The following is a 26,317-nucleotide window of genomic DNA, read 5'->3' as shown; positions in this document are numbered from 1 at the left end:
CTTCAGAAGATTTCACCCATCTCGGTGCGCAGCTGCTTCAGTGTCTGAGTGAGGATTCTGGATACATGCATCTGAGAGATGCCGATCTTTTCGGCAATCTGGGACTGGGTGAGATGACCGAAGAATCTGAGAACCACGATCGTGCGCTCGCGCTCCGGTAGTGCAAGGAGCGCGGGTCGCAGGGTTTCGTGATTGTCGATCCGACTGATCGCTTCGTCGTACTGTCCCAAAGTATCGATCAGAGTCAGTCCGCTCCCGTCGCCGGCTGACGCGGTGTCGAGCGGTGTGGTTCGATACGAATTTCCGGCGGTCAACCCCTGTTCGACCTCGTCCGGCTCGATGTCGAGCTCCGTCGCAAGTTCCGCTACCGTCGGTGCACGGCCGAGCGTCTGCGACAACGACGTGAGCGCCCGGTTGAGGGCAAGATGTCGTTCCTGAAGGCTGCGAGGTACGCGTACGGACCAGCCGTGATCGCGAAAATGCTTGCGTACCTCACCCATTACGGTGGGGACTGCGAACGACAGAAAATCCGATCCTTTGTCTACGTCGAATCGCTGCACAGCCTGTACCAACCCCACGCGCGCAACTTGTTCCAAGTCCTCGAAAGGTTGGCCGCGCCCCTGGTAGCGACGTGCAACGTGGGTGGCGAGCGGTAGGCACAGTTCGATGATCGAGTTGGTGATCTTTTCTCGGGTCGGATCATCCGGTGGAAGCGAAGCCATCGAGACGAACAATTCGACAGCTAGTTCGTACTGGTCCTTCTTGTCCGGTGGTACAGCCTTGCCCGGTGGGACAGTATCGTCCGGTGGGACAGCGGTCACGCACGCTCCTGGAGCAAGCCCTTTTCAAGCGTCATCGTCAGGGTGATGTGACCGTCCGCGTCGATTTCCGATTGCTCCAAACGGACCGAGTCGACCAGTGCTTCGAGAACGAACCATCCGAAGCTGTGGGACTTGTCGGGTATTTCGGAGTGTGCGATCACCGACACGACGATCCGAAGAGTGCGACCGTAGGTCTCGAATCGGCAGGTCAAGTCGCTGGACGGTATCGCATGGCCGATGAGGATGCTCGCGACTTCGTCCATCGCCAGAGCGAGGTCGGCTGTCCCGTCGACGTCCAATCCGGTGTTGTTGGCAACCGTGCGGGTGATTCCGCGCAGAGTCGGCAGTTGGGAGTACGACGCTCGGACGCGGAGCGAGGCAATGGAGTCGTGAGTAAGTTCGGCTTCGGTCGGACTCGACAGAGGAATCAAGGGGCTTCCTGTAGGTAGATGTGGCGTAATTCCGGCGGACCGAGGCAAGGAACGGTACCGGCCATGCGTGCCAGCCATCTCTACCCCGGAAGTATTCATGGCCTTCGATTACCCTTCGCCCGGCGAAGTAATCCTCTTTACCCGAACTAGAGGATGAATTGTGAGACACATCACCTGTGGTGCGCTCGTACCGAATCCCATCTTTCATTTGTGACCCGTTCGGGTACGTCCGTTTCATGGGCACTCAGGCGGACAGGCAGATCCCCGTACACGCACGACCGGAAGGCGTCACGGACGACGAGGTGAAGGCAGCGGGGGTGTTGTCGAACGCCCTCGAAACGGTGGAGCGGGCGCGAGGCGCTCTGTACGACTTCCATCAGCTGATCGGACATGCAGATCTGATGCTCGACGAGGTCGTAGAGCTACTGCGAACCAGCGGTAACGACGAGCTGGCCGATCAGGTCGAGAAAGAGTTGATGGGCCGGAACGTGGTCGAAGGGCGCTGGACCTTCCAGCTGGTCGAGGAGTTCGACGAGAACTACTGGTCCTTCTTTCGCGAATGCGAACAGGTGGTGCGTGACAAGCTGGCCGGTGGAGTGCCGCACCTCTTCGAAGCCGAGATGAAGGAGCGACGCCGCACGCACGGTTTACGGCATCACGAGGCCAGGCCTTGAGGTTGCCACCTACTCCGGTGAGTTCGCAGCGGCACTGATCAGTGGTTCAGTTCGACCTTTACGCAACGATTCTCGTTCGGTCGCGGTCATGCCGCCCCAGATACCGTGGGGTTCCCCGGTCTGGATGGCGTGCACGAGGCATCTCTGAACGACAGGACACCTGGCGCACACCAGCTTCGCCGAACTCTCGCGTTTCGCTCGCCTGGAGCCGCGCTCGTTCGTGTCGTCGTAGAACAGGGCGGGGTCGGTGTCGCGGCAGGTGCCGGACAGCTGCCAATCCCACTCGTCGGCAAGGGGCCTGGGAGATGTGTAGGAGCGCATGAACATGGACGTTCCCTTCGCTGCGTGACGAACTCGACTCGGATCGGGGATCCGGGTCGGGTGTTAAGGCAAAGCTCGGTCCCGCCGGCCTGAACCGGCGGGACCTTCGAGGCTCCTCCCTCGAGGGGAAGATTTCGGGGGTACCTCTGGTCGGTCATTACCCAGCCGTACAACCTTTGAATCCCGGTCGTCAGGAATTCTTTTGATCGACGGCACGTCTCTCTGCTGCGGCGACAAGACCACCGGCGATGTCGCGCAACTTGACGTTCCATTCCTGCGACATCTCGACCAGAAGGTCGAAGGCTTGGTCGGCCGAGCACTCGCGCTCGGCCATCAGCAATCCCTTGGCCTGCTCGATCACGGGCCGAGAATCCAAAGCTCTTCTCAGTTCGTCGTTTTCCGCGCGAAGGCGGGTGAGGACGTCTGACGCTGAACTGGACTGCTGAGCCTGGGGTCGTTGAACCTCGTACACACGATGAAGCACTCCGATCACCCTGCCGTCATCATCGGTGACGGCGGAATTGACCGTATTCCAATAGCGCGTGACAAACAGCCCACTACCTCGCTCATCGCGCACGTCGTAACGCTGAGTCGGCAGTGCGTCCCGAGTTCTGGAGTGCATCGTGCGCTCGAATGACGCTGTCAACGAGAAGATTCCGTCGGCAAACGAGTCGTCGGGATTGTCGGGGAAGGCTTCGAACACTTCCACTCCGTGCAACTGATCGAGGCTGCGGCCGGACACGGCAAGGTATTCGTCGTTTGCGCCCTGGATACGGAAATCGCTGTCCACGAGCAGAAGAGAAGAAGTGCTTGCCGCAAATCGATCGCTTCGAACGATCGAGCGGAGAGTGCTCGAACTCATGATTGTGTCGTTTCTGTCCTGTCTTCGACGGCTGCGGCCCCTGATATTTCAGAAGTAATTGATCGCGAGAACTCCAAGGGCGGTGCCTGCCACGATCGATCCGAACAACAAACGCTGTTGCAACACGAACATCTGATACTCGCGACGCGTTTGTGCCGACGTGCCGCGCGAGTCCGCAGACATGCTCTTGCCCTTTCCTGTTGTGGGGATCGCGATTTCGCCCGACCCCCGATCGGCCGAAATCGCGGACGGAGCGTCAGTTCTGACGCGCCTCGTTTGCGGCATCCTGCTCGGTGGACGCGCCTTCGTGTACGAGGCTGCCGCCGGAGTTCTCGAGGTGCGCACGAACGAACCACTGGAACTTCTCCAACTGTGCCGTTTGGCCGATCAGCATGTCTTCTGTGATCGGATCGATCTTGCCGACGTTGTCGATTGCAGTGCGGCTGTCGGTGATGACCCCGGTGTAGACGAGGTCGAGCGCAGCCAGATGGGCGCGAGCGTCGTCGCGGCCGACGGAGTAGTCGTCCCAAGTCCGATCGCGCTCGATCGCTCCCGCTGTGCCCTTGGGGGAGTTGCCCAGTGCCGCGATACGTTCCGCCACATCATCGGCGTAGCCGCGAACCAGCTCCACCTGTGGGTCGATCATCTCGTGCACGCCAATGAAGTTGGGTCCGACGACGTTCCAGTGGACGTGCTTGAGCGTCAGATGAAGGTCGTTGTAGGCGCTGAGGCGTTCCTGCAGAATATCGGCGACGGACGAACCGTCTGCGCTGCTCAGTCCCGGTACGGTGAACTCGGACATATGTTTTCCTCTCGTCTTGATGGGGATCGCCCGCGAACGGGGCGGTCTCGCGCCATCGTCAATCGGATCGCGTGTCGGTCAGGTTCAGTGCGCGAGTGCTACTGGCTCCTCTGTCACCGGGTCGCCGTACATCATCGCGATTCGGCGCTTGACCTCTTCGGTTGTCAAAGTCGCGCTTGCAACAGTGATTCCGATGCCGGTGGTGCTCTCGCCCTGTGTGGGCGGGATGTCGATCGTCGTCATCTTGCTCCCGGTGAAGAGTGTGCCGTGAGGGAGTCGGCTGAACCACCGACTCCGACGTCTGGGTGTTCTACACCTTCGAGTGCCGGTTATGGCGCTTTCAAGTGCTACAAAATCTATATCAGCCGATGTAGATAATTGGCAAGGCTACTTCGATTCGACGGCTAAGGGAAGCTCCCTGTGCGATCTTGCCGAAATCGGCTTTGATCTGCCATTACATGCCTTCTCGGCTCGACGATTTTTGTCATGAGTGGCCCTGGACACGCTTGAATCTATGTCCTGGGCGTCAGATTCACTGCGTGATGATGCTAAGGTCGGATGACGCCGATTGAGACAGCCGACACCGAACTAGGAGGTTCCAGTGACGTCGGAATCCCAGACCCGGGCGCTGCGCGGCGTATACGGGATCTCAGTGATGTCAGAACTGTCCGGCGTAGGACCTCAGACGCTGCGCCTTTACGAGCGAAGGGGCCTGCTCACACCAACCCGCACGGATGGCGGTACGCGCCGTTACAGCGAGGCCGACCTGGATACGCTCGGACGAATCACCGCGCTGATCGACGACGGAGTCAATCTGGTCGGTATCCGTCTGATTCTGTCCCTGGAGGCCGAAAATGCAGTCTTAGCGGCTCGAATCAGCCAGTTGACCGCCGAGGGTGACTAGTAGCGTTGCTCCATACGATGCCGTTCAGAATGGAGTTTCGGTGCGGGTAGGGTCGCCGAAGTCCGCGTCGGCGGAGATCTTGTTGCCTGCCGCTTCGATCTGTTCGAGTGCGGCGTCCAAAGCATCGACCAACCATTGATGCGACGCTTCCGCGAGGAGGCGATCCGGTGTGTCGGTGTTTTCGGATTGGAAGAACCGCACCAGCCACGATTCTCCGTTGTCGGGTCGATCGGAGAGTCCGGCCGCGGTATTGGTCGCCAGAAGATAACGGTTGTATTCGAGATCGACACGAATGGCGTACTCGCCGAACAGGTTCACCACATTGGCCGGCCGATGAGTAGCAGCAGCGAGCGCGATGAGAGCGTCGTTGTAGGTTTCGGAGTACTTCACCGTGAGGGGCATGGTCGGCCTGTCTTTCTGGGCCGATGCAGCATTGCACGGCTATGTTGAGGAGATCAGTTCGCAGCCGCTGCTTGACGATGAACTGAAACCAATCCTAGCTCGAGTCTCCGCTCACCCTTGACGCAAGCCCACGGGGTCAGTTGTTGCGTGCAAAGTCAGACTCGCGCTCCGTGACGAACTGATTGTCCGGGCGCGGTTCGGGCGGCGAAAGTGCAGTCAGGAACGACTCGGCCCACTGATGCACATCATGCGTCATGACCTGGCGATGCAGCGCAGCCATACGGCGACGGCCCTCTTTCGGATCCTGATGAACTGCGGTCAGGATTGTATTCTTCACGCCGTCCAAATCGTGCGGGTTGACCAGGTATGACTGTCGTAATTCCATTGCAGCACCGGTGAACTCGCTGAGAACGAGAGCGCCTCCGAGGTCGCCTCGGCAGGCCACGTACTCCTTGGCCACCAGATTCATCCCGTCACGCATCGGCGTCACGAGCATGACGTCGGCGGCGACGAACAGTGCGATCAGTTCTTCGCGGTCGACCGGCTGATACAGGTAGTGAACTACGGGGCGGCCGATCTGACTGTGGTCGCCGTTGATGCGGCCCACCTGTTCCTCGATGACACTGCGAAGGTCGATATAGTGTTGCACGCGTTCGCGACTGGGCGTGGCGAGCTGCACCATCGTGTACTTCTCCGGATCCAAGCGGCCCTCGTCGAGGAGTTCCTTGAGGGCTTGCAGTCGCAGGTCGATGCCCTTGGTGTAGTCCAGGCGGTCGACTCCCAGCAGGATTTTTTCGGGATTTCCGAGCTCTTCCTTCAATTCGCGTGCGCGGCGCAGGACCGATTCGCTCTTCGACTGGCGCTCCAGCTCGGCCGAATCGACGGAGATGGGAAATGCCCCCACCTTGACGACGCGAGAGTCGAAATCCACATGCCCGAGCGCACTTCGAACACCGACGCCCGCGGTCGTTGTCTTGAGTCCGAGTAGTTTTCGGGCCAAAAACAGGAAATTGTTTGCGCCACCAGGCAAGTGGAAGCCGATCAGATCGGCGCCCAGCATTCCCTTGACGATCTCCTTGCGCCACGGAAGCTGCATGAAGAGCTCGACCGGAGGAAACGGAATGTGAAGGAAGAACCCGATCGTCAGGTCCGGGCGCAGTTCGCGCAGCATTGCCGGCACGAGTTGCAATTGATAGTCCTGCACCCAGACGGTGGCTCCGTCCGCGGCGCAACGGGCGGTTTCCTCGGCGAACCGCTGGTTGACCGCGACGTACGTGTGCCACCACGACCGTTCGAACGTCGGTGCCACCAGAACGTCGTGGTAGAGCGGCCACAGCGTGTCGTTGGAGAACCCCTCGTAGTACTCGGCGAGGTCCTGAGAGGTCAGCTCGACGGGAAACAGACGAAGGCCGTCAACCACTATGGGATCTACCTTCTCGTCCGCGACCCCCGGCCAGCCGACCCAAGCGCCGTCTCGCTGTCGCAGGATGGGTTCGAGAGCAGTGACGAGTCCACCCGGACTTCGCTTCCAGTTCTTGCCACCGTCCTCGTCGGTTTCGAGATCGACGGGTAGTCGGTTTGCGACGACGACGAATTCGGAGAGCTTTTCGAGATCGGTACTCACGCCGACATCGGCTCCGCCAGGGTCTCGTCCAGCACGGTGGTCGAGGACAGGTATGTGACCGCCTCGGCTGTCGAGTCGGTGAACACGATGTCTGCGTCCATCTTCAGAAGAGACAGCGGGCGCCTGACGGGGTGCGCTGCGACGAGCGTCCAAGGAACGCCGAGCCTTCGTGCCTTGGCCGACAGAGTCTCGATGATGGAAAGACCTCCGACGGAGATGAACTGGACGTCCGAGCAGTCGAGTACGAACGGGTGACGCTCACCGATCAGGTCGTCGACGCAGGCAGCGAAATCAGCTCGGGACCGGACGTCGATCTCGCCGCTGACCACGAGCGATTGAATGTTTTCCGCACACGTCGTGGTGAATGTGGGGGGACTGTCCGTACGCTCATCTGTAGTTCTCGAAAACTCGTTCATCGAAACTCCTGACGGATTGCTCGAAACGGTTCGTTCGAACGGTCTGGTTCGAAACGGTTTCGTTCGAAACCGGGAAACGGCACGGGAAGCAACGCACGAACCGTGCTCGTCTTCAACGGCTGGGTACTCAACCGTGCTGAGTGCCTACCTTACCGCATCGCGAAAAACCCAGGTGAAAAGCGTTAGATCCGTAAGGATTTCAAGGACCCGTGAGCGTCGGCCCACGGGACCTTGGTCCCGATGACTGAGCTCTTGCGCGATCAGTCGGTGTCGGTTGCCGGGCCGTTACTCGAGGCTCCACCCTCGTCGGCCCACGTACGCTCGCCCGACGGATCGGTCTGAACGTCCTTGTGTGCGGCATCGGCCCCGGTTCCGGGACCGTGGTCGGTGCCGGTGGTCTGCGGCTCGTCCGTCTGATCAGTGCGGTCGGTGGAATTTCGTTCACTCATGGTGGCTGCGTCTCTCTGAAGGTTGGTGTTCATGTACTTGTCGTTTCTTGCTCACCCGCGAGGGGTACTCAATAGGGGTAGTACGTCACGTCGAGTCAGTACGTCACGTCGAGCCATACCAGCAAAGTCAGCTGTCACCGAAGCAGGAGATTTCACGTGAACCATATGACCGTGACGACCGAACACCTGCGTGCACTGCTGGGCAGCGGGCCCCATTCGGAATTGGTAGCGGTTGGGGGTGAGATCGAGATCTACGTCCCCGATGAAGAAGGGTTCGGCCTCGATGGTATCTCGCTTGTCACTCGCGAGCAGTTGGCCGAGCGCCTACCGTCCTCGCCCGACAACCCCGACGAAGGTGAACTACGTATCGCCGCAGAATCGTTGAGCGAGATGATCGCCGAACTCGGCGGCTGAAGTCTGAAGTTCGGGGCAGCTGACTTCAGATCTGCGGGATCGGATCCGGGGGATACGGGTTCGGTGGCGTCGGAGTCGGTGGCACGGGCGGGGGATTCAGCGGATCGGGTGGTGCCGGCGCGGGTGGAGTCGGCGACCCCGGGTCGGGGACGGGGCCCGGATCCGGTGGTGGGGGAGTGGTCATGAGTGCCGGGTTCCCAAACACTTGCCGAACAAACACCTAGTGCTCGGAGTGGCTTTTGGTGTTCTCCTCGGCAGGTAGATCATCCACGATGTCGACTACGGCGATGTGGACGTTCTCTGCAGAGACGGGTGGGTCCATGTCGCCGAGGATCAGGTGAACGACATCGACGACGGTGAATCGAACCCGGTCCGACAGTTCGGCCAGATCCACTCCGTATGGCGCTGCCAGTTCGATACGTAGTGAACGTATTTCGTGGCCGTCGACGAAGAACTCGATACTGCTCGGCGAGCAGTGGTGTCGAGAACGTATCTCGGCGGCCAAATGGGTGCGGAGTACGTGATCGCTCACCGACACCGTGCCTAGACGTGGACCTTCGGACGCGTGTGCGTCGAGCGGCCAACCGGACGCCGAGGTCGACCGTAGCGCCCGGATCACCTTGTCGCTGATTCGATCCCAGCCTGGCTCGGGAGCGTTCCGCAGGACGTCGGATGCGTGCGCCATCAATGCGTCGGTTCGTGATTCAGTCATCGCCACCTCGTCATTCGTTCACTCAGGTTAGCCCGTGCACGATGGTGATGCCCTCGCACTGCATCCGGAGTGAGTCTCAGAATCTTGCCGATTTGAACGAACGTGAGCATCTCCACCTCTCGCAGCGTCCAGGCCGCACGCTGGCGATAAGGCAATTCACCCAACGCTTCTTCCAGTGCCTCCAGGAACGCGGCGTTCGAGGTCGTGTCGAACGGGCCGGCCTCGGGAGACGGCACGAGAGGATCCAGCAGCTTGTCGTCGATCGGTTGCGCTCTCTTGATTCGATAGCTGTCCACGATCTTTCGGGAACAGATCGCGAAAAGCCATGTTCGCATCGACGATTCGCCACGAAATGAATCGAGTCGGCGCCACGCGGCCACGAAGGTATCCTGGACTACCTCTAGAATGTCGCCTTCATCTGCGAGCATTCGACGCGCATAGCGGTGAAGTGCAGGTCCGTAGTAGTGCACCAGTGACTCGAATGCTTCTCGGTCGCCGAGTATCGCAGCGTCCACCGTTGCGGTGTCCAAGCCGTCAGGTGCTTCGGTGAGCCCCTGTGTGTGCGGTAACGCCACAGTCGCTCCTCTCGCGGAAATGCGGAAAACTCGGCTGCGTTCGAAGATTGTTCGCCCGGCCGGGGCGTTGAATGTTACGGACAGTAACTAACAAGTGTCAGTGATGCACGTCACCTGACTGGGGCATTCGGTTTTGCCTTCGAGTGACGACTACACAGGTAGATCGATCAACAGGAGGAGATGACAATGGTCAGCACACAGGTTGCGACAGCATCTACGAAGGATGTTGCATCATCGAACGACTCGGCTCTCGTGAGCTCTCAAGGAAAGACGTCGATCGCCGACACCGTTGTCTCGAAGATTGCCGGCATCGCCACGCGAGAGGTGAGCGGTGTGTACGACGTCGGCGGCGGAGCGTCCCGGGTTGTCGGGGCACTGCGCGAGCGGATCCCCGGCGCGAGTGTCAACCACTCCCAGGGAGTATCGGTCGAGGTCGGCGAAAAGCAGGCAGCGGTCGACATCGACATCGTGGCCGAGTACGGCGTATCGCTCGCCGATCTGGCCACCGGCATTCGCCGCAACGTCATTGCGGCGCTCGAACGGATGACCGGTCTCGAGGTGACCGAGGTGAACATCACAGTTCACGACGTCCACCTCGACGAGGGCAGCGACGACGAAACCGGCGAGCCCAAGACTGCACGGGTGCAGTGAGTTCCGAAATCGCTGACACCATCGCGGCGGCTGTGACGGGGTTACCTGGGGTCGCCTCGCTTCATGCCGGAATGTTCGGCGAGGTTGGCACGTACCTCCCCGGTCGTCGCGTCGTCGGCGTGCGGGTGACGGAGTCGTCGACAGACATCCATGTGTGCATCTTCGCCGACGCCGCCGTTCGAGACACGGCTTTACGTATCCGCCAAGCGGTTTCAGGACTCGTTACAGGCCCCGTGAACGTGACAGTGGAAGACGTAGTCGGTCGTGGACGCGATGCCTGAGCACTCTCGGGGTTCAGGTCCTGATCGACGATCCGCACGCCGAGAGGCGATCAGGAACTACCACCCCGACGTGGGCGGATCTGCCGACGCGCTCAATCGAGCACTCGAACGCGTCGACCGGGACTTCGCATCCCCGATCGGTGTGGTTGTGCGCACGTCGCTGCGCGGCACGATGCGACAGATAGCCAAACCCGTTCGGGCCCAGTACACGCGGGTGCGCGCTCGGTTTCCGGGTGCAAAGACCTACACCGAGATCTGACAGGCACCATCGAACATCATCCACAACGGAGGATTCACATGACCACCTCGACTGTCGGCCTACTGGCAGGACTACTTCTCGGAGTCGCAGCTGCTGCAGGCGGTTTCACCGGATTCCTCATCGCTCTGGTTCTCGGTGTGATCGGATACCTCGTCGGTGGTCAGCGTGACGGCGAGTTCGATCTCGGTGTGATGCTGAAGGGTCGCGGACGTGGCTGAGACAGCTCGACCGGAGTCGTCTGTGCTTGGTGAGCCGGGCGATCGCGGAACGCTGACGATTCGAGACAGAGTCGCGCAGAAGTTGGTTCTCGAGGCGACGCGCGGAACCCCGGGGGTGCGCCATCACGCCGCCGGCATGGACAAACTGACCGGGCGCGAATTGCCGAGGGCGCGAGTGCTGGTATCCGGCAAGCGGGTACGGGCCAAGGTGGACATCGCGATCGAGTGGCCCGGATCCTTGTCGGTCATCGGTACCGCGGTGCGAGAGAACGTGACAACCCAGTTGCAGTCTGTATCGGGCCTGGACGTAGACGGCGTGGACGTGGCGATCGTGAGCGTTCTCCCGGCATCGACCAAGCGTGACGCGGGAAGGAAAGTGCGATGACCGCCGACAAGGTCGCACCACCCACTGCCTCGAGGGCTGCTGCTCCTGTTCCCCTTGCGGCGCCCGGATCGGCCGTCTCGGGATTCCTCATCGCCGCGGCGCTACTTGCGCTCGGCGTGGTCGGCGTCCGCGACGCGCTGGTAGATATCGGCGTGATCACCGGGTCGCAGTGGATACCAAGTGCTGCCGCATATGTGGACGGGCTCGCGTACCAGGGTTGGATGTTGCCGGCGGGGATCGCAGCCGTCGTTCTCGGCCTGTGGTTCGTCATCCTCGGACTCAAACCGCGACGAAAGACTGCCAATGCCTTGGTCGGAGTCGCGAATACATGGATCGATCCCGCCGATGTAGCGGCGATAGCGTCTGTTCGCGTCGAGTCACTGGCCCAGGTTCGATCCGCTTCGTCACACGCGACCCGGCGCAAGCTGGAAGTGAAGGCCTCGGTCACGCCCGATGGAGCCGCCACCGCTGAATCGGAAATCCGTGCGGTGCTGGGGGACTTGGCCGGGTCGCTGTCACCATCGCCGCGAATCAAGGTTCGTATCCAGACGGGATCACTGTCATGACTCGGACGGCGACGGCGATGGATCGCGTGGCGACATGCGTCGTGGGGATGCTCGCGGTAGCGCTGGGAGTTGCAGCGATCCTGTGGAATCTCGACGCGATCAAGGATTTCCCGGCGCGTATCGAGATCCCGTGGGCTGAAGATCTTGTCGATCACTCGTGGTGGCCATGGGCTGTCGGAACTGGGGGAGTATTGCTAGTCCTCCTCGCGTTGCGGTGGTTGATCGCGCATGTGCCGCTGCGTCGGGTGAAGGAGATCACGGTCCCTGGGTCGAACTCGCACAATTCCATCACCGCGGATCTGGGTGCGGTGGCGGAAGGGGCGAGCGCATCACTGGAGGACTTCGACGAAGTGTCGCGTGTCCGAGGAAAAGCGTTGCTCGATCGTGGAGTTCGCACGATCGATTTGCGAGTGACATTGAGACGTAGCGTCGTATCCGGATCGGAAACGTTGTCCGAGTTGATTTCTCGCGTCACTGACACGGGGGATCAAGTCGAGTCGATGGTCGCTGATCCATCCGTCGCGACCAGAACTCACATCGCCGTGGAAAGCGCGAAACGCGATGAGCCGAGAACTCTCTGATCAATCGAGGTTTGAGCCTCCCGGTGACCGGGTATTGGTAGACCTCCCGATCGTGCACAGAGTCATGGATGTTGCTGTGGCACTGTGTGTCACGGTGCTCCTTGCGACCGTCACTTCGATGGCGATCGCGATCGTAGTGACGCTGATCATGTGCGCGTCGGTGAGTGTCGTTTCTCGTATGTGGTGAATCGCCAGTCATTTTGGTTCTGTCGTGAACACCTGATAGAAAGGTAAGCAGACAATGTGGCTGCTACTGAGTGCACGATCCCCCGCGTCGTGCGGCGGAGAGTCCGGTTGTGTGCAAACACAACCCGCGATCACGGTCTAGTTGCGCGGGCCGATCGCTCGGAACTCTCCCTTCACCGGCAGTCACTCATTGCGCCGTCCCTCTTTACTCTAAGGAGTTCAAATGCTTCCTCTCGGTATCATCGCCTGGATCATCATCGGTGGGCTGGCGGGTTGGATCGGCAGTAAGATCATGAAAACCGATGCGCAGCAGGGGATCTTCCTCAACATCGTTGTCGGTGTGATCGGCGGCCTGATCGGTGGTTTCCTGCTTCGAGTTTTCGGCGTCGATGTCGAGGGTGCAGGCTGGATCTTCAGCTTCCTCACTTGCCTTCTCGGTGCAGTCATCTTGCTGTTCCTGGTCAAGGCAGTCACCGGAAAGCGCTGACACATTTGTCCACGCAGTTCGAGTTCGACTGAATCCCACTGCCGAATCCCACGGCCGAACGCACGGCCGAACGCACGACCGAATCCACACCGAATTCAAGAAGGAGAAACACATGTCTGACTTCATCGACAAGGCAAAGCACCGCGCTGAGGATCTCATCGGCGAAGCCAAGGAAAAGATCGGAAATGCCACGGGCAATGACGATCTGGCTGCCGAAGGTGTTGCCGATCAGGGCGAGGCAAAGGTCAAGGAGGCCGGAGACACTGTCAGTGACAAGGTCTCGGATATCAAGGACAAGTTCACAAGCTGACTGAGTTTCGGCGCGGTTGACCGGCATGTCCGGTCAACCGCGCTTTTGTGTGTCTCCTCGGCCGTCGCGGCTACCGCGATACGCTAGCTTCCGCGTTTCCGCGAGCCACTCCGGAAGCATGCGCATGTGTGCCGGCCTGTTCAGGATCGGATCGAAGGACGGCTGGAGGCAATCCGGGTGGTCCTCGACTTCGTCGAGACAGAGATGTCCGATCGGTATCAACTGAAGTTGAATTCTCGCGAGGTACACGGAGAAGTGCAGCGGGGAATGATCGACCGCAGCTTTTAATGCAGACAAAGAAGTGCCGGCCGGGTGGACGCCGCGCGGTGTCACGATCAGCCACGCCGCGGCCCCGCCCGCGCGTGAGTAAGGAACCAGTGTGCTGTATCTCGCGCCGTTCCACGAGAAAGCCGGAGCTGGAAACATTTTCGAGAAGGTAGAAAGTCCTGATGTTGCGAGAAGAATGTCCCACGGGTTTTCATCTGCGGCGACATCGTGCAACCGAAGCGCCAGGCCAAGTATGTCGGGTAGGTCTCCCGGAATTCCGAGTGCTTTCGACATTCGAGCGGTGACGGTAATCGTCGACGACTCCGTTACCGGCCACCACGGGGTGGCCGGCTTCAATGTTCCCTTCAGTTCTATCCCGTGCGGGTGAAAAACCCTGGCCATGCGCAGCGATGATGCGAAGTGGAACGGTGCGCCGACCAGCTTTCCGATCGCGCTCTTGCCGGCGGGGATGATCGAATTGAGCGTCACAGCTTCCTTATCTGAGAATTCTCCGCCCCCCGAAGCGCCCAGACTGGACGGACGTTCAGGCGTGTTGACGGGCTTGCGGACGGTTTCTTTCGGCTTCCCAGCGGCAGCGATTGCTAATCATGTGACGCGCCGTAACAAAAGTCTCGCCGGTCGGGATAATTAGCCAAACGCACAAATTGGTCGTTATGGTTCGTTTGTCCGTAACGGTGCGATCGGACCTGCGACCGTCGCGAACTGGCGAGATTGCTACTCGTGATTTGTGTTTGGTGATTGCGCGGAAACAAGAAATGTCGAGGAGACACGCTGATGGGCCACTCTCGAACCTGGCTGACGCGCGCGCTGGCAATGCCGGTGGCTGTCGCGGTGACTTTGTTGCTTCCTCTCGGCAGTGTCGCCTCGGCCCAGGATTTCGAGGACGACGCAGATACTTCGGTGGTTGCCGCAGCCACAACTCCGATCTCCTTCACCGAACTCGGCCGAGGAACGGACATCGTGTTCTCTTCCGATGACGCACCAGTGTTGGTGACCGTGCCGGTGCCGGACGGACTCACCGCAACAGCCGTGACCGGAATCCTGACCGCCCCGACCGACTTCAGTAGGGGCTGGCTCGAAGTGACTTCGGACGGCAGATTGGTGAGCCGCGTCGACTTCGACGCCGGGCAGGCCGGGACCGGGTTACCGATTTCGGTTCCCTTGCAAGGTCTCGAAGTGGTCGACCGTAGCGTCACCGTGTCGATGATCGCTCACCTCGTTCCCGTCGACGACCGCTGCTACGACCGAACGAGATACCAGCCCCTCGCGCTCCGGGATGCCTTTGTCGCCTACGACGGTGCAGAGCGGCAGCCCACAACTGTTGCAACCTTCTTCCCGCCGATTTTGAGGAAGGCAACCATCTACGTCACGGATGGTTCGTCAGGGGCGCAGCAGAGTGCGGCTTTGCAACTGAGTGCAGCGATTGTCAACAAGTACGGAAGTCAGCCTGACGCCGTGGTGGTGGAGCAGCTGCCGAACGGTCAGAGTCTGCCCTCCGCTGAGCCGGGACTGTTCGAGAGAGCTGTAGTGCTCGGTAACAGTGGGGACGCCGGCATCGATCTCGCGACGGCGCCGAATGGTTCACCCGTGCTGCGGATTTCAGGGGATGACAAGACTCTCGTTCCTCAGGTCAGTCTCTTGGCGGCGAACTTCGACGGCTACTGGGCGGCGAGCAGAGCGCTGGCGTCACCGGACAACACGGTTGCCCAGATTTCCCAGGACGCCATCACCGTCGGTGAGCTCAAGCTCGGAACGCTGACGACTTCCGGTCTCAATCACATCGAGGTCGACGTCCCGTTCAGTCAGTCGCAACTGGGGCGCCCGATGAAGGATGTCTCGGTTCGAATGATTGGTTCCTATGTCCCGCTACCGAATTCGCGTAACGGAGAACTGTCGATCTCACTCGGGGATAGACGACTCGCCTCGCAGACGGTTAACGAGACAGGGCGCTTCGACATCGGCGTCGATGTTCCGAACGAACTCCTGCGTCGCGACTTGACGTTCGAGGTCTCGATGGATGTGACCGGCGACTTCCAGTGCGGCACCAGTAGCCCTTCTTCGCTCACTGTCGATCCGGCCAGCACCATCACGTCCACTACCGGATTCCCGCCGACGCCTGGAGGATTCCAGTCATTGCCTCAGTCGATGCTGCCCACACTCGATGTCGGTTTGAGTCACGGTGATTTCGCAGATCTCGTTCGAGCCCAGCGCCTCGTTGTCGCGATGCAGCGGTTGAGCTATCTGCCGCTGCAACCGCGCGTGCTCCCGTTCGGCGACGCGGCGACCAGTTCGCTGCCGGCGTTGTTGATCGCAGCGGACGGGACGCTGCCCACTCCGGTGGCTCTACCCATGGACACGGCAGATCAAGGACTCCTGCGCTTGCAGGGTCTGGAATTCGGTGGACAATACGGTGCCTTGCAGGTGGTTTCGGGTTCGCACAACGAAGTAGTGGCGCTGACGTCTGAGGGTGATGCGGCCGATGCCGACGGTCTGCTCAACTGGTTGGAAGGTGGGAAAGACCGGTTCGCAGAACTGACCGGCGATCTACTGGTCGCACCTCGCGGAGGTGAGCCGTTCGACGTCGGAGTCGACGTCGCCCCGTTGGGCACTGCGACCTCGGCCGAAGGAGAGACCGGACTGAGCGCGGTCACGATCGGCTGGATCGGATTCGGGACCGTGGTTCTGATCGCTGTTGCCGTCGGTGGTGTGCTCGTGGCTCGGCGTCGCGGACAGTGACCGTCACCGATCGCCCGGCCCTGTCCGTCGCGGTCCACGACCTACCGGGCCGGAAGCCATGGCGGATGTTCGTCGTGCTCTTCGCGATCTACACCGCGTTGGGCGTATGGATGAACGCGGGTATCGGGTTCATCTTCACCGATTCGCTCAGTCGTGTCGCCGCGGTGTCGGCGATGCTGCTCAGCCGTGATCCGCACTTCGCGGCGATCGGATTCGTATTCACCCCGTTGACGGCGGCAGTCCAGATTCCGATGGGCCTGATGGGTCATTGGTGGCCGGATCTGCTGCGGTGGAACATCACTGCGGTCGTGATGTCCGCGGCCTTCATGGCTGGCGCTGTGATTCAGATACGCGGGATCAGCCGCGACCGTGGGTGTCCGCGATGGGTCACCGTCGTCCTCACCGTGCTGTTCGCTGTCAATCCGATGATCGTCATGTACGCGGCGAGCGGAATGAGCGAAGCTCCGTTCCTCTTCTTCGTTCTGTGGGCGACACGTCGACTGATTCGGTGGATGCGCAGCGACGACGTACACGACCTCATCGGTGCGGGCCTCGCGTTCGCTCTGGCGTACCTCACTCGATACGACGCATTGGCACCCCTGTTTGTCGCGGTGGTGCTGGTGACCGTGGTGAGTTGGCTTCGTTTTCAACCGACAGCGGAGGAGCGGGGCGAGGGCGCGGGACCTGGCTTGCGGCTCTGGGCAGCAGCGCTCGACGGTGCCGTCGTGCTGATGCCGGGATTCCTGGCCTTCGCGTTGTGGTCGTTTGCCAGTTGGCTCATCACGGGTCAAGCGTTCCAACAGTTCTCGTCGGTGTACGGGAACAGTTCCATCCTGGAACAGGCTGGTGCCGGAACCGACTCACCGGTTGCCCGCCTTGCGTTCTCGATTACCGAAATGGCCGTACTCGGGCCGGCGCTCCCGGTGTTCGTGGTTCTGGCAGTCATCTACGCACTTCAGCGGCGCGACACCGAAGTGGTGGTGCCTCTTGTGCTGTTCGGCGCCATCCTCGGAGCGCAGACGTTGCTCTACCTGATGGGATCGACGTTTCCTCTTCTGCGCTTCTACATTTCGATCATTCCGCTGTGTTTCGTATTGGTCGTCCTGATCGCTCCTCGCGGAGCGCCGGTCATCACGCGTCGACCAGGGGCTGCTGCGTCGCGCTCGGTGTCGACGTACCCCGAGCAGGCGGGACCGTCTCTACCTCTTGTGATCTCCCTGTGCTTGCTGGTCGGTTCGACGCTGGTCACGTTTGTCGCGATGGGTAGTGCGCGGATCGCAGTGCTCGAGCATTCCATTGCCAGCGCGATCATTCCGGGCCGCCAGAACCTGGAGGAGCAGACGAATCTACGCACGTTTGCGGCCGAGCGTCGCATCGCCAGGTACCTGGACGACTTGGCTTTGCCGGAGGGGTCGGTTCTGCTCGACACCGTGCAGAGCTATGCCGTCGTGGCGTCGTCGAACAACCCTCGGCAATTCGTCGTGCCTTCCGATGCGGACTTCGTGCGCGTACTGAACAACCCGGCCGAACATCACGTCGAGTACATCCTGTCGGTTCCGAACACCGGTCGCGGTGTGTCGGACGCGGTCAATCGGCGTTATCCGACGATGTACGACACTGGTGCCGGCGGTGTGGGAGCACTGGTGCTCGAGGTGCCCAACGACGGCGGCATGGACCCTTCGGCCTGGCGTTTGTATCGCGTGACCGGTGAACGTCAAACGGGTCGATGAGGGAATTCGTGTGGGAGGATTGTCCGTATGACGTGGATGGTTGTAGATGTCTTCTGAAGAAGCGCGTCCGCGTGTGCGTGGCACAGTGCGTCGCCGTATCGCTGCCGCTGTAGTCAGCTTTGCAACCGTCGCGGTCGTGACAGGAATGTTCACGACGCCGGTGGTTGCCGATTCGCCCAAGACGGTTCGGGTCGGAGCGTCGTCGAGCGGAATGACACTCGACGGACAGCCGTGGTGGCCTACCGGGCTCAATGCTTATCAACTGGCCACTGATTGGTCGGTGAACTTCGGCTGTGGCGCGATGGTCGATCTCGATGCCTACTTCGGTTCTCTGCCACCGAATTCCGTCACGCGTTTCAACGCCTTCCAAGCGCTCGCGGTGAACAAGGTGTCCGGGGAGATGGATTTTGGACCGATGGACGCGGTGTTCGACGCTGCGGCGCGACACAACCAGTTCACGATTCCGGTGCTCTCACCACAGGACAGCGGGTGTGATGACGGGCTGTTCAAATCCAGGGACTGGTACACCGACGACTGGAAGGTTGCGAACCTGATCCCAGGTCGAGCCACCATGAGCTTTCAGGACTGGATGCACACCGCCGTCGACCGTTGGAAGAACGAGCCTTCCGTCGCGGCGTGGGAATTGGTGGGGGAGCCGGAACCGAGCCTGTGTACCGACGCCGCCTGCAATTGGTGGACAAGAACGTGCCCGTCTGATTCCGCGCAGGTGTTGCGGGAGTTCTTCGACACGGCAGGCGCCGAACTTCGGGCGATCGATCCGAACACCCTGATCACGGCCGGATACGTCGGGGGCGGTCAGTGCGGCACTGCTGGTGACGACTACCAATACGTGAGCGAGTCCGACTTCGTCGACATTCTGCAGTATCACGACTACGGAGCAGACGGGGTTCCGCTTCCGGGCGACCAGTGGAACGGACTGGCGCGTCGCATCGAACAGGCCACGAACGTCTCGAAGCCGTTGTTGGTCGCTGAGACAGGCGAATTGGCGGGCAGTTGTGAATCACTGGCGACCCGAGCCACGAATATCGAGACGAAGCTGACGGGGCAGAAGGCAGCCGGTACGGCCGGAGCTCTCCTGTGGGCCTTCGTACCGGATCCGCGGCCGAACGAGTGCACAATGGACATCGGGCCCGACGATCCACTCTTCGACGTGATCGCTTCACTGGCAAGTTAGGACACTGCTGGTAGTCCACTAGGAGTTCCGCCCAGTGGGAGTATGGTCACGATCTGATAACAACCTGAACCTGGTGTTGTGACGTGATGACCGTATTTCGTTTGCATCCAATGGTATTCAGTGGCATTCACCTGCGGATAACCGAACTTGAAGGCCCGCGGGACCAAGCAGGACTATCGACGTGGCACCCGCAGGACCTACGTCCGGTTGTGCGAGGACGACCCAATCGAGACGCCGGCAACGGAAGTTGCGCTGTACCTGCCCCTTTGGTTGACAGAGCAGTCCCTTTCCGATTGACGTCGAAATGCGGGCACGACCGTTCGCCGCGGTAACGGGTAGTGAGCGGAGTTCGGTGCGGCCCTCGCGGAAGTGACAATGTGGGGTGGTGTGTAGCTCTCGCGCGCAACGAATTCCGAGTTCGAGTCGACTTGCGACGGCATCGGCTGCCCGGTAGACCTTGTGCGCAGGCTGTACATGCGATGTGAGCTTTCGGTCGTCGAAATGAGGGGACGACCGCTGCATGCGCGTAACGGTAAGTGTGTGGAGCATCGCGTGAGCGGAGAGGTGAACGATGACTGGATACTCTGAACGGCCTTTCAGGACTGCGGTGGTACCGGCTGCCGGGATGGGGACCCGCTTCCTTCCGGCCACCAAGACGATCCCGAAAGAGCTACTCCCCGTCGTGGATACGCCCGGGATAGAACTGGTTGCCAGCGAAGCGGCTCAGGCCGGTGCAGAACGCTTGGTGATCGTCACCGCGCCAGGCAAGGCATCGGTGATCGGTCACTTCGTCGAGGACCTGGTGCTCGAGGGCAAGCTCGCCGCGAGTGGAAAGCACCATCTGCTCGAGCGTGTGCGTCGAGCACCTGGCCTCATATCGGTGAAGCCTGTCGTCCAAGAAACCCCGCTCGGCTTGGGTCATGCCGTCGGTCTTGTCGAGTCGGTGTTGGATGCCGACGAGGACTCGTTCGCGGTGCTGCTTCCCGACGACCTGGTTCACCCCTGCGGCGTTCTCGACGCTATGGCGAAGGTCCGTGCCGAGCGTGGTGGTTCTGTGCTGTGCGCGTTCGACGTCGCGCCCGATCGTGTGGGTGCGTACGGAGTATTCGACGTCCAAGCGCCTGAGGAAGGCGATGACCCCGATGTGCTCGCGGTCGTCGGCATGGTGGAGAAGCCGGACCCGGCGGATGCTCCGTCCACCCTCGCCGCAGCCGGACGCTATCTGCTCGATCGCGCCGTGTTCGATGCGCTCCGGCGAATCTTGCCTGGGCAAGGTGGTGAGCTGCAGCTGACGGATGCGATAGCGCTGTTGATCGCGGAGGGGCATCCGGTTCACGTCGTCGTCCATCACGGAACCCGCCACGATCTGGGTAACCCGGGAGGCTTTCTGCGAGCATCTCTCGACCATGCGCTCAGTCGCACCGAGTACGGTCCGGAGTTGCGAGTCTGGCTCAAGGAACGATTGGATCAGCCGGATCCGCAGTTGACGTACTGAAGAATGCCGTCCATGACAGCTGAGATCGGAATATGTTTTGGTGCAAGAGAATCCGCACCATTTTCGGTTAGTGCGTATGTGAATGTCGGTAGCCCGGATTCATTCGCTGCGTTTGTCGATACCGCGTCGGGTGAGTTCGTCCACCAGGGACTGTGTCGCAATCGTCGCGACGACCGACGGTGGAGTCGTTCCAGGCTCCGCCTCCTCAGAGGTCAGATAACCGGCGGCTACGAGGACCTCCATGATCGGAGCGTCGAAGACCTGACATGCCGTCCGCATCGTGTCCTGCGTGGGAGGGCGCTTGGCCGACAGCCATCGACTCAGCTCGGAAGGTCGAATCTTCAGCGCACGCGCAGCTTCCTGGATGTCGCCGAACGAGCGAAGTTCCAGTTGATTCTCGACCCATGCGGAGAAACCACTCATAGCGGTCATGTTGCCTGAGCCGAGAGGTATATGCCACTTCCTTTCGGCCACGAGTCGAGGACAATTGGATATCTGCCATGTCGTGGCAAAGTTTTACGTCGACGATTCGCTTATTTGCAGTTACGCGACGTCGCCGACTGAGGCTGACTTCTGCGCTGAGCGGGGATTATTCAGCCCGGCGTTGGCGAAGGGTGAAATTGAGGGTGAAATGCATAAAATTCGATTGTCGGAAGCAGGAACTCAATGACAACGCCGAGTCAAATCAGACCTGAAGGCCTTCGGGATGATGCCGCTCCGACGGCAGGGCGAACAGGCAGAATTCCTTTGTCGCCGACTACCGCCGTCTGGATGGCGATCGCGGTCGTAGTTCCGATATACCGCTCGTTGCCCGGCGCCGTCACGCAGTTGTGGGCGATGGCAGTGCTTGCGGTCATCGTGGCGTCAGTAGCACTGGGACGAGTTGCTCGGCCGCAGTTTGTCGGCGTCTGGTTGATCGCCGGCTACGCCGCTCTTGTCGCCACGGTAACAGCAACGCGTGGCAGTGACGTCACCGGAAATCTCTACGTTGGAATCCAACTCTTCATTGTTCTCGGGCTCGGAATATTTGTGATGGTCGCCAATGTCCGGCGCGATCCGGAATTTGTCAGGCGTGTATGTATTGCGTTCATAGCAAGCCAATCGGTTTCTGCTCTGGTCGCCGCTATCCAATTGGCAGGTTCATCCGTCTTCGGTTTCGGTGTTGTGAACGGTCGTGCTCCAGGTCTGGCAGGTCACCCGAACGTTCTGGGCATCATGTCCTCACTTGCGCTGATTCTGTGCCTGGGGGCTGCAGTGCAAAAGGTCGGAAATCGGGTCGTTCTGGTGCTGATCTCGATTGTGAACGCGGTGGGACTGCTGGCAACCGGTAGCTTGAGTTCGTTGTCGGCGTGCGCGATCGGATTGATCGTGGTGGCGATTTCTTCGCGAGTGAAGATCGCCACCATCGTCAAGAGTTTTGTCGGTGCCTCCGTCCTCTTCTGGATCGCAATCACCTACACCGAGTTCGGAAAGCACCTGGAGACGCCGGCTGATCGATACCTTCAGGTCACAGGGCAGACCAAGGCCGTCAGCACTCTAGAGATCCGTAACGATACTTACGGATTCGCTTGGGACGCTATTCGTGCGCATCCGCTGTCCGGGGTGGGTTTGAACGCGGCCAATGCGGCCTCGTTCGACAACGTCACAGTCGTCCACAATGTGTTTCTACGATCCTGGTACCAAGGCGGGGTGGTGCTTGCCCTGGCTGTGGCACTGATCATCTGCGCGTCGGCATTGGTTGCGTTCAGATCGATGAAGTCCGGCAAGAACGCCGCCGCGGCCGGCGTTCTGGTCTCGATGATGACGTTCGCTCTGACATCGGCATTTTTCGAGCAGGCATACTACTGGCTACCGGTCGTACTCGCGTTTGCGTGTCTTTCGACCGACAGCGATCGGACCGCGAGCTCCAAAGCTCAACCGGCGCAACAATCTCCGATCGGGAACTGAGGCTACGTGTTCAGTCCGTGGAAGGTTTTCTCCCAGTACGACGGATTGCGTATCAACTGATAGGTGCCTTTTATGGCTGCGATGCTCATCAGTACCCAGTAGAGCGGAGCGGTGAGGCAGGCAATCAGCAGCATGGGATTCCGCGTCTCGCGGCACGCCACCAAGTTCATGTAAAGGACTGCAGCGTTACCGAAGACGAGTGACACGAGTGCCGGAAAGTAGACGTAGTTGGGAAATACGTCGTGGATGACCTCAGGCTGGCCGAGGATCCATCCGAGACTGATCAGCCAGAATGCCATGTTCAGCGTCGCCACGACGGGTGTACCCGCCATCAAGATCGTGAAGCGTAGAAATCCGACCGTGCCGAGTCCGCGCCACAGTTTCACGGGTTGACGCATGTGAACCAGCCAAGTCTGCAGGTAGCCCTTGTACCAGCGTGAGCGTTGTCGGATCCAGTTGATCGTGTCGCTGTTGGCCTCCTCCAGCGTCGTCGAGTTCAGAACAGCGGTCCGGTAGCCGCTCTCGGCGATGCGAACTCCGAGATCTGCGTCCTCCGTGACGTTGAAGGGATCCCAGGCGCCGATCTCGTCGAGCACACTTCGCCGAAGGTGATTGGACGTGCCCCCCAAAGGAATCGGTGACTGACTGCGCATCAGCCCAGGGAGGATGAAATTGAACCAGAGGGCGTAGTCGGCCGTGAACCATGCGGTCAACAAATTCTGAGTTCCGTTGTGAAATGCGAGTTTCGCCTGAACGCACGCAGTATTCGATGGAAGTTTTGCGAAAGTTGCTACCACACGACGTAACTGGAGCGGATCCGGAGAGTCCTCGGCGTCGTAGATGGTGATTATCTCGCCCGTAGAGAAGTGCAATCCGTAGTTACAGGCTTTGGGTTTGGTGCGCGGATCTGCAGCAGGGACCTTCAAGATACTCACCACAGCATCGACTCCGGCGGCAGTCGCAGCTTCGATAGTGACAGTGTCATCCTCTTCGAGGAGCAAGAGCACCTGCAATTTGTCCGAGGGGTAGTCGATCGCGCGCATAGCGGAAATCAGGTCTCCGACTACTTCCGGCTCGTTGTATGCCGGAACAAGGATTGTGTAGTGCGGGAGTTCTTCGTCCGAAAGCGAGCTTGCCTCTTGATCGCTGATCGTCATGATCGAGGAAGCATCCAAACCTCTTGTGAACAGCACGAGTCGATCAACCATCGCCCACACGTAACCGAGAGTGCACGCCAATGTGAGAACGATCAGCGTGGGAGTAAGGAAGAAGACCAGACACACCATGGTGATCACGAGAATCAGGAGCAGGATGTTGCGCTGCCACGGATAGAACGCAACTGATGCCGATGAAATCGGTTTGCGTTCACGCAGTCCGTTCACAGCGTCGTGGAGTGCGGCTCGTTTGAATTCTTCGGAGCTTTCGCCCTCAACCGAGAGATCGGGATCTACCACTTCTGTGCCTCCACGACGAGCCTTCCGAGTGACTGGAGCATACCTAGATCCTTGTACTGAGATTCGCTGTCCACAGTCGATATCCGGCCTCTGAGTAGAACGGCCAAGGTGTTGCTTCCATTCGAAGCCATTGATGGTTTCGGTTCGGGGAACAAGGCATTCGGTTCATGATTGTCCACTGTCAAGAGTGTGACGCGTTGTGCGGCACCGTCGCCGCGTGTCCACACGAAATTGAGGTTGCTCCAGGTGAGTAGGAGGGAGTCGTCGACAACTGTGTACATTTCCGCGACGACTCCACGACTCAACTCGACTCGTACGGTGGGGCTGACACGTGCGTTCTGGAGATCATAAGTTGTATTGCTCGGATAGACAGACAGAGTAGACGGGCGACGCACTTGAACAACGTCCATTTGGACAGTGCGTGGGCGCATCTGGGTGTCCCAGGCAGGATTGGGCGTATCAGCACGAATCGTCTGGCGAGTGAGTGCCGAAGTGGAACCGAAGTATTTTCTCGGCCAATCGTATTCGTTGGTCGAGAATTCACGCCAACCAGCGGGGACGATGAGGCGTGGATCAGCAGTCGCCGGCGGGCCTACCGAGACCGGAACGCCCTGAGCGGTGGGCACCGGCGTAAAGAACATCACGATCGCCGCGGCGAACACCACCAGGATCGTCCAGTTGCTGGTCGACGTCGAAGGATTCCGGAGCGGACGCTCGAACGGCTTCCATGACCTTCCACGTCGCTCGTACAGGTAGAAGAACCCGCCTACCAGTAAAGCGCTACCTAGTGCTGGTAGCAGCTGGATGCTGAACAAGGGTGCAGTCGGGTACTGACGGGAGAGATAGTAGACCAAGGCGGCACCCAGGACGGACGAGCCGACGAACCCGGCGAATCCTCGTCTCCAGGTCCTACTGACGGCGATCGTCGTTGCGGCCGAAGCGACCAGCACCATGATGATGCTGTAGTCGAATCGAGTGCCGCCGAGTTCAGTCGCCAGCGTGCGGTAGATGAGCGGCGCCAGGACGATCGGAACAACCCAGATTGCCCAGTAGCGGTTCACCGGACGCAGCCCGAACATGAGAACCGCTGCGCTCCAGACGAATACCCAAGTCGCGATTACATCGATATGCATCAGTTCATAGTTCTCGGCAAAACGTGGCATGAGGAGTGCCTGTAAACCCAGAGAGACAAGTAAGCCGATACCGCCGACAATCTTGTCCGTCTCGCGGTCGTGGATCGGAAGGTCCGGGCCTCGCCGCAAATCTGTTCCGACGGCGGCTATCAGGCAGAGCAAGGGGAGGACAAAAACGTATCCGATGGCGGTACCGCCCGCGGTGCTCCTCCACAAATTGGTCCAGGTAGGCCAGAAAGCAAAGATTGTCGCGGCTGCAATCATCAGCCAACGTACTGTGAGGCGGGGGATAATTCCCGACTGCGTGCGTAGGTCGCGAATCTTCAAGATATGTAGTCCTATTCGAACTGGTCGTCTACTCCGGCCGTGTCGGCTGCAGCGAGGTTGTGTCAGCGAACCCGACTTTTGTCGACCTTACGTGATCGATCGCAAGGTGCGAATCCGCACACCGGCCGATGCGGAATGGCCGAAGCCGGGTAAGAATCTCACATATTGAGACGAAGGAAAAATTTCTTTTTGGGGCCGGTTAGTTGCGAACTGGACGAGCGACCTGTTCTTGTTCTGATGTTGATGCCTGTATCAGCAAGGGCTGTAGTGCTATTCGCCTTCGAATTGCACATCGAATCGGCAATAGGGACCAAGATCCCTGTCGGGGACGTAGGTCCCCAACGGCGCAGGCACCTTCTGTCGGCGAAAGTCATAGCGTTGGTTACCAATGGAAATGATCCTCTGTTCAGGCGGTATCTCTAATGCGGTGCCCTGTGGCAACCGCCTACTGACGAGTAAGGTCCTCCCGTTTGCCACACTTTCGTTGAAGTAACGCGATAGTTGCTTCTGAATCGATCTCTCGTCCAGTTGTTCCAGTCGATCCGCCTCCGAAGGGCGATAGGCAAAGCGCTTGCGCTGCGGCCATATTGGAATAGGTGGGGGTGTGGGCGGCTACAGGCCTGAACTGGGATGACTTTGCGTTTGATCCTGCGCTCGGACAGTGCTGCAATGTAATCCAAT

The 26,317-nt window shown here is 59.9% G+C and carries 34 protein-coding genes; 17 read left to right on the top strand and 17 right to left on the bottom strand.

Going from position 1 to position 26,317, the window contains the following annotated elements:
- Positions 1–2: 2 nt before the first annotated feature.
- Both H351_RS25645 and H351_RS25640 read right to left on the bottom strand, forming a co-directional pair.
- Entirely contained in the window at positions 3–722 is a 720-nt protein-coding gene (locus tag H351_RS25645; protein WP_223258034.1) for a SigB/SigF/SigG family RNA polymerase sigma factor, read from the bottom strand.
- A 95-nt stretch (positions 723–817) separates the two neighbouring features.
- Positions 818–1,252 carry an ATP-binding protein gene (locus H351_RS25640; RefSeq protein ID WP_019747468.1) on the bottom strand — a complete coding sequence of 145 codons (435 nt, stop codon included), beginning with the start codon at positions 1,250–1,252 and terminating at the stop codon, positions 818–820.
- Positions 1,253–1,488: 236 nt separating this feature from the next.
- Between H351_RS25640 and H351_RS25635 the strand changes: the two genes are divergently transcribed.
- The gene (locus H351_RS25635; protein WP_029254688.1) at positions 1,489–1,926 is read left to right on the top strand and encodes a hypothetical protein; all 438 of its coding nucleotides are present in this window, start codon (positions 1,489–1,491) and stop codon (positions 1,924–1,926) included.
- A gap of 9 nt (positions 1,927–1,935) precedes the next feature.
- Here H351_RS25635 and H351_RS25630 read toward each other — a convergent pair whose 3' ends face one another.
- The 5 genes from H351_RS25630 to H351_RS32320 form a co-directional block, all read right to left on the bottom strand.
- Positions 1,936–2,247, bottom strand: coding sequence for a WhiB family transcriptional regulator (locus H351_RS25630; protein WP_037120154.1), 312 nt, complete (start codon positions 2,245–2,247; stop codon positions 1,936–1,938).
- A gap of 190 nt (positions 2,248–2,437) precedes the next feature.
- Positions 2,438–3,109 carry an ANTAR domain-containing protein gene (locus H351_RS25625; protein WP_020906546.1) on the bottom strand — a complete coding sequence of 224 codons (672 nt, stop codon included), beginning with the start codon at positions 3,107–3,109 and terminating at the stop codon, positions 2,438–2,440.
- A 48-nt stretch (positions 3,110–3,157) separates the two neighbouring features.
- On the bottom strand, positions 3,158–3,292 hold the full coding sequence (locus H351_RS32820; protein ID WP_020968725.1) for a hypothetical protein: 135 nt from the start codon (positions 3,290–3,292) through the stop codon (positions 3,158–3,160).
- Between the two features lie 73 nt (positions 3,293–3,365).
- Positions 3,366–3,911, bottom strand: a complete 546-nt coding sequence (locus H351_RS25615) for a Dps family protein (RefSeq protein ID WP_019747464.1) — start codon at positions 3,909–3,911, stop codon at positions 3,366–3,368.
- Between the two features lie 84 nt (positions 3,912–3,995).
- The gene (locus H351_RS32320; RefSeq protein WP_003943664.1) at positions 3,996–4,154 is read right to left on the bottom strand and encodes a hypothetical protein; all 159 of its coding nucleotides are present in this window, start codon (positions 4,152–4,154) and stop codon (positions 3,996–3,998) included.
- Between the two features lie 358 nt (positions 4,155–4,512).
- On the opposite strand from H351_RS32320, the gene H351_RS25610 reads away from it, so the two are divergent.
- Positions 4,513–4,815, top strand: a complete 303-nt coding sequence (locus tag H351_RS25610; RefSeq protein WP_003943719.1) for a MerR family transcriptional regulator — start codon at positions 4,513–4,515, stop codon at positions 4,813–4,815.
- Positions 4,816–4,839: 24 nt separating this feature from the next.
- Here H351_RS25610 and H351_RS25605 read toward each other — a convergent pair whose 3' ends face one another.
- The 4 genes from H351_RS25605 to H351_RS25590 all read right to left on the bottom strand — a co-directional run bounded on the left by H351_RS25605 (position 4,840) and on the right by H351_RS25590 (position 7,706).
- A complete protein-coding gene (locus H351_RS25605) occupies positions 4,840–5,217 on the bottom strand; it encodes a hypothetical protein (protein ID WP_029254690.1) in 378 nt (125 codons plus the stop codon).
- 136 nt (positions 5,218–5,353) lie between these two features.
- The gene (locus H351_RS25600; protein WP_019747461.1) at positions 5,354–6,841 is read right to left on the bottom strand and encodes an alpha,alpha-trehalose-phosphate synthase (UDP-forming); all 1,488 of its coding nucleotides are present in this window, start codon (positions 6,839–6,841) and stop codon (positions 5,354–5,356) included.
- On the bottom strand, positions 6,838–7,257 hold the full coding sequence (locus H351_RS25595) for an STAS domain-containing protein (protein WP_019747460.1): 420 nt from the start codon (positions 7,255–7,257) through the stop codon (positions 6,838–6,840). The genes H351_RS25600 and H351_RS25595 overlap by 4 nt, the downstream gene beginning before the upstream one ends.
- 260 nt (positions 7,258–7,517) lie before the next feature.
- Positions 7,518–7,706, bottom strand: coding sequence for a PI-type proteinase (locus H351_RS25590; RefSeq protein WP_223258032.1), 189 nt, complete (start codon positions 7,704–7,706; stop codon positions 7,518–7,520).
- Positions 7,707–7,871: 165 nt separating this feature from the next.
- Here H351_RS25590 and H351_RS25585 point away from each other — a divergent pair, with 165 nt between their 5' ends.
- Entirely contained in the window at positions 7,872–8,120 is a 249-nt protein-coding gene (locus H351_RS25585; protein ID WP_019747457.1) for a hypothetical protein, read from the top strand.
- A 220-nt stretch (positions 8,121–8,340) separates the two neighbouring features.
- Here H351_RS25585 and H351_RS25580 read toward each other — a convergent pair whose 3' ends face one another.
- Positions 8,341–8,832 (bottom strand): hypothetical protein, encoded by a 492-nt coding sequence (locus H351_RS25580; RefSeq protein ID WP_202023085.1) that lies wholly within the window; start codon positions 8,830–8,832, stop codon positions 8,341–8,343.
- On the bottom strand, positions 8,829–9,407 hold the full coding sequence (locus H351_RS25575; protein WP_020968728.1) for an RNA polymerase sigma factor: 579 nt from the start codon (positions 9,405–9,407) through the stop codon (positions 8,829–8,831). Before H351_RS25575 ends, H351_RS25580 begins: the two co-directional genes overlap by 4 nt.
- A 186-nt stretch (positions 9,408–9,593) precedes the next feature.
- On the opposite strand from H351_RS25575, the gene H351_RS25570 reads away from it, so the two are divergent.
- The 9 genes from H351_RS25570 to H351_RS25530 all read left to right on the top strand — a co-directional run bounded on the left by H351_RS25570 (position 9,594) and on the right by H351_RS25530 (position 13,331).
- Positions 9,594–10,058, top strand: coding sequence for an Asp23/Gls24 family envelope stress response protein (locus H351_RS25570; RefSeq protein WP_003943699.1), 465 nt, complete (start codon positions 9,594–9,596; stop codon positions 10,056–10,058).
- Positions 10,055–10,339 (top strand): Asp23/Gls24 family envelope stress response protein, encoded by a 285-nt coding sequence (locus tag H351_RS25565; protein WP_020906553.1) that lies wholly within the window; start codon positions 10,055–10,057, stop codon positions 10,337–10,339. The genes H351_RS25570 and H351_RS25565 overlap by 4 nt, the downstream gene beginning before the upstream one ends.
- Before the next feature lie 70 nt (positions 10,340–10,409).
- Positions 10,410–10,598 carry a hypothetical protein gene (locus H351_RS25560; RefSeq protein WP_223258031.1) on the top strand — a complete coding sequence of 63 codons (189 nt, stop codon included), beginning with the start codon at positions 10,410–10,412 and terminating at the stop codon, positions 10,596–10,598.
- Positions 10,599–10,636: 38 nt separating this feature from the next.
- On the top strand, positions 10,637–10,816 hold the full coding sequence (locus H351_RS25555; RefSeq protein WP_003943629.1) for a hypothetical protein: 180 nt from the start codon (positions 10,637–10,639) through the stop codon (positions 10,814–10,816).
- Positions 10,809–11,201, top strand: a complete 393-nt coding sequence (locus H351_RS25550; protein ID WP_019747452.1) for an Asp23/Gls24 family envelope stress response protein — start codon at positions 10,809–10,811, stop codon at positions 11,199–11,201. Before H351_RS25555 ends, H351_RS25550 begins: the two co-directional genes overlap by 8 nt.
- Positions 11,198–11,767 carry a DUF6286 domain-containing protein gene (locus tag H351_RS25545; RefSeq protein WP_020906555.1) on the top strand — a complete coding sequence of 190 codons (570 nt, stop codon included), beginning with the start codon at positions 11,198–11,200 and terminating at the stop codon, positions 11,765–11,767. Before H351_RS25550 ends, H351_RS25545 begins: the two co-directional genes overlap by 4 nt.
- On the top strand, positions 11,764–12,348 hold the full coding sequence (locus H351_RS25540) for a hypothetical protein (protein ID WP_029254691.1): 585 nt from the start codon (positions 11,764–11,766) through the stop codon (positions 12,346–12,348). Before H351_RS25545 ends, H351_RS25540 begins: the two co-directional genes overlap by 4 nt.
- Before the next feature lie 409 nt (positions 12,349–12,757).
- Positions 12,758–13,021 carry a GlsB/YeaQ/YmgE family stress response membrane protein gene (locus tag H351_RS25535; protein WP_003943661.1) on the top strand — a complete coding sequence of 88 codons (264 nt, stop codon included), beginning with the start codon at positions 12,758–12,760 and terminating at the stop codon, positions 13,019–13,021.
- Positions 13,022–13,133: 112 nt separating this feature from the next.
- Positions 13,134–13,331, top strand: coding sequence for a CsbD family protein (locus H351_RS25530; protein WP_029254692.1), 198 nt, complete (start codon positions 13,134–13,136; stop codon positions 13,329–13,331).
- Positions 13,332–13,364: 33 nt separating this feature from the next.
- On the opposite strand, the gene H351_RS25525 is transcribed toward H351_RS25530, so the two are convergent.
- Complete coding sequence (locus H351_RS25525; protein ID WP_029254693.1) at positions 13,365–14,087, bottom strand: hypothetical protein; 723 nt, start codon at positions 14,085–14,087, stop codon at positions 13,365–13,367.
- 306 nt (positions 14,088–14,393) lie between these two features.
- Here H351_RS25525 and H351_RS25520 point away from each other — a divergent pair, with 306 nt between their 5' ends.
- The 4 genes from H351_RS25520 to H351_RS25505 all read left to right on the top strand — a co-directional run bounded on the left by H351_RS25520 (position 14,394) and on the right by H351_RS25505 (position 20,775).
- On the top strand, positions 14,394–16,355 hold the full coding sequence (locus H351_RS25520; RefSeq protein WP_029254694.1) for a hypothetical protein: 1,962 nt from the start codon (positions 14,394–14,396) through the stop codon (positions 16,353–16,355).
- On the top strand, positions 16,352–18,085 hold the full coding sequence (locus tag H351_RS25515) for a glycosyltransferase family 39 protein (RefSeq protein WP_029254695.1): 1,734 nt from the start codon (positions 16,352–16,354) through the stop codon (positions 18,083–18,085). The genes H351_RS25520 and H351_RS25515 overlap by 4 nt, the downstream gene beginning before the upstream one ends.
- Before the next feature lie 46 nt (positions 18,086–18,131).
- Complete coding sequence (locus H351_RS25510; RefSeq protein ID WP_051636456.1) at positions 18,132–19,280, top strand: beta-mannosidase; 1,149 nt, start codon at positions 18,132–18,134, stop codon at positions 19,278–19,280.
- A gap of 571 nt (positions 19,281–19,851) precedes the next feature.
- Positions 19,852–20,775, top strand: a complete 924-nt coding sequence (locus H351_RS25505; protein WP_020968737.1) for a UTP--glucose-1-phosphate uridylyltransferase — start codon at positions 19,852–19,854, stop codon at positions 20,773–20,775.
- Between the two features lie 99 nt (positions 20,776–20,874).
- Here the strand turns inward: H351_RS25505 and H351_RS25500 are convergent, their stop codons facing one another.
- A complete protein-coding gene (locus H351_RS25500) occupies positions 20,875–21,198 on the bottom strand; it encodes a helix-turn-helix domain-containing protein (RefSeq protein WP_020968738.1) in 324 nt (107 codons plus the stop codon).
- 348 nt (positions 21,199–21,546) lie between these two features.
- Here H351_RS25500 and H351_RS25495 point away from each other — a divergent pair, with 348 nt between their 5' ends.
- Positions 21,547–22,722: an O-antigen ligase family protein gene (locus tag H351_RS25495; RefSeq protein ID WP_051636457.1), complete on the top strand. Its 1,176-nt coding sequence runs from the start codon at positions 21,547–21,549 to the stop codon at positions 22,720–22,722.
- A 2-nt stretch (positions 22,723–22,724) separates the two neighbouring features.
- On the opposite strand, the gene H351_RS25490 is transcribed toward H351_RS25495, so the two are convergent.
- Both H351_RS25490 and H351_RS25485 read right to left on the bottom strand, forming a co-directional pair.
- Positions 22,725–24,176, bottom strand: a complete 1,452-nt coding sequence (locus H351_RS25490; RefSeq protein WP_029254697.1) for a glycosyltransferase — start codon at positions 24,174–24,176, stop codon at positions 22,725–22,727.
- Complete coding sequence (locus H351_RS25485; protein ID WP_029254698.1) at positions 24,170–25,636, bottom strand: hypothetical protein; 1,467 nt, start codon at positions 25,634–25,636, stop codon at positions 24,170–24,172. The genes H351_RS25490 and H351_RS25485 overlap by 7 nt, the downstream gene beginning before the upstream one ends.
- Positions 25,637–26,317: the final 681 nt, after the last annotated feature.

The sequence above is a fragment of the Rhodococcus erythropolis R138 genome (genome assembly GCF_000696675.2).
Taxonomy (GTDB): Bacteria; Actinomycetota; Actinomycetes; order Mycobacteriales; family Mycobacteriaceae; genus Rhodococcus_F; species Rhodococcus_F erythropolis.
This window is presented reverse-complemented; position numbering and strand designations above follow the sequence as displayed.